Raw genomic sequence first — 2,305 nt, forward strand, 5'->3', positions numbered from 1 at the left:
GGCGGCGGTGCCTATCGCGCGAGCCCTGCTGATCAAGTTCCGGTCCACCTCGGCATCCGGCGCACCGTCCTTCGGGACCGCGACCTTGCTCACCCCGGCGACTCCGTGGACCGGGCCGGGACCGCGGCCGGTGGAGGTGAATGCTCTCCCGATCAACTCACTCGGGGCGCACTGCACCCCAGGATTCCAGATGTCGCACGGTGTTCTCGAAAAGCCGAACACCGATCTCACGGTGTTTCTGCCCTCCGTGTGGTGGGCCCTGGGGCAGGGGCATGCAGTCCTGCTTCCGGACCACGAGGGACCGCTGATGGCGTATGCCGAGCCGAATGTCGCCGGGCACGTGATACTCGATTCGATCCGCGCCGCCCGGACGGTGGAGACGGATAGCTTCCGCGACAGTCGTTTCGTGGTCAGCGGCTATTCTGGCGGCGGGATCGCCGCCTACGCGACGGCTATGTTGCTGGACGAGTACGCGCCGGAATTGGCCGAGGTCGTGGTGGGGGTCGCCGCCGGCGGAGTGGTGACCGACAACAGGAATGTCGCCCATCGGTTCAACGGCAACATCTCCTCCGGAATCCTCTTGACGGTGGCGCTGGCGGTCGCGCGCGAGCATCCCGACATATTGCCGTACATGAACAATCTGGCGCAGTGGGTGGGATCTTCGCCGGTGAAGGAGATCTGCGGCGACGCCAGCGGACCGCTCGGAGTGGTCGGATTCCCGATGGACGTTGTGGCGAATATCGGTAACCCGCTCGACAGTCCGATCGCCGACAAGACATTCGAGAAATTGGGCCTGTCCGACCGCAGATCGGCTGTGCCCTTGTACATCTATCACGGGGCACACGATCCGTGGATTCCGCTGGCGGATGCCGAGAATACGTATCGACAGCAATGTGGTCGCGGTGTTCCGGCTGTTTTCCGCGTCGTGCCGGGTGAACATCTGATCGGTTACGCCACCGGTGCTCCCGAACTCGACAACTGGATCCTGGCAAGGCTGCGGGGCGAACCGGCGCCGAGCGAATGCTGAGCACCGAACAGGTGGGTGACCGATCGGGTTGATCGGTCACCCACCCCCGCTCCGCCGGCCCGTGAACGAGTCGGCGGAGTGGGCACCGGAACCCCTGACCCGCTGGATATTCGGGCAGTGTGTCGGCTGCATCGCCGGCGTCGGCCTGCCGACGGTGGACTGGTCGGCCTACCGGCCCGTGTTCACATCGTGGCCGGGCGGAACGATCCGTCGCCGCCGGGTCACGTGGTGGTGAACACATCGGCAGCTGTCTCGGTCCATCACACGCATTCGGTCGGGGCCGGGTCGCCGCGCAGCACGGCGTCGATCCAGTCGGTGGCGCCACTCGCTCCGATGATCATGGCGGACACGTGTTCACCCGGCACCGTGCGGAATACCGACGGAACATCGAGGCTGCACTGTCGCCGGTACAGCTGCTGCGGGCCCTCGATGGGAATCCAGAAATCGTGCGCCCCGTGGTAGATATACAGCGGTGTCGCCGATTTCCGGTCGGTCAGGTTCGTCAGTCGCTCGATATCCCGGGCTATACCGCTGTCGAGCGGGTGATCGATATTCGCGACGACATCGATGGGAATACCCACCGCACCGAGCGGTCCATCGGCTTCACCGCAGATATCTCGCAACGGCGAGGTCGCCACCCACTGTGCGAGATTGTTCATGTATTTCAGCATCTCGGGATGTTCGCGCGCCAGGGCCAGCGATACGGACAACAGGATTCCCGACGCACTCCGGCCGTTGAATACCCGCGCCACTGCGCCGTAGTCGGTCACCAGACCGCCCACGGCCGCGCCCACCAGTACATCCGCCAATTCCGGCGCGTATTCGCCCAACAGCATGGTCGTCGCGTACGCGGCGATCGATCCACCCGAGTAACCGCTGACCGCGAAACGACTGCCGGTGAATTCGGACAGCGATCGGACCGCCCGGATGGAATCGAGCGTCATCTGCCCGGCGACAGTGGGCTCGGCATACGACGCCAAGGGGCCCTCGTGGTCGGGGATCAGGACCGCCTGGCCCTTGCCGAGCGCCGCGGCCACTCCCGGCAGGAAGACGTTGATGCCGTTGTTGTCGCGGGCGCCGTGCGCGATCGTATAACCAGGGGTGCAGCGCAACCCGAGCGCGTTGATCGGCATGGTATCCACCTTGACCGGCCGCGGACCGGGCCCCGGCCAGGCGACGGCAGGAACGAGGAACGTCGCGGTTCCGAAGGACGGTGCGCCCAGCGCCGAGGTGGACCGGAACTTGATCAGCAGGGCTCGCGCGATCGGGGCCTCGACG

2 protein-coding genes are annotated in these 2,305 nt (G+C 65.7%); one reads left to right on the forward strand and one right to left on the reverse strand.

Going from position 1 to position 2,305, the window contains the following annotated elements; all coding sequences use genetic code 11:
* The coding region (locus tag ACWCPQ_RS34980) for a lipase family protein (protein ID WP_449907449.1) at positions 1-1,027 on the forward strand (1,027 nt) is incomplete at its 5' end.
* Positions 1,028-1,287: 260 nt separating this feature from the next.
* On the opposite strand, the gene ACWCPQ_RS34985 is transcribed toward ACWCPQ_RS34980, so the two are convergent.
* Positions 1,288-2,305: lipase family protein (locus ACWCPQ_RS34985; protein ID WP_449907452.1), on the reverse strand; the 1,018-nt coding region annotated here is incomplete at its 5' end.

The sequence above is a fragment of the Nocardia sp. NPDC001965 genome, from assembly GCF_053594175.1.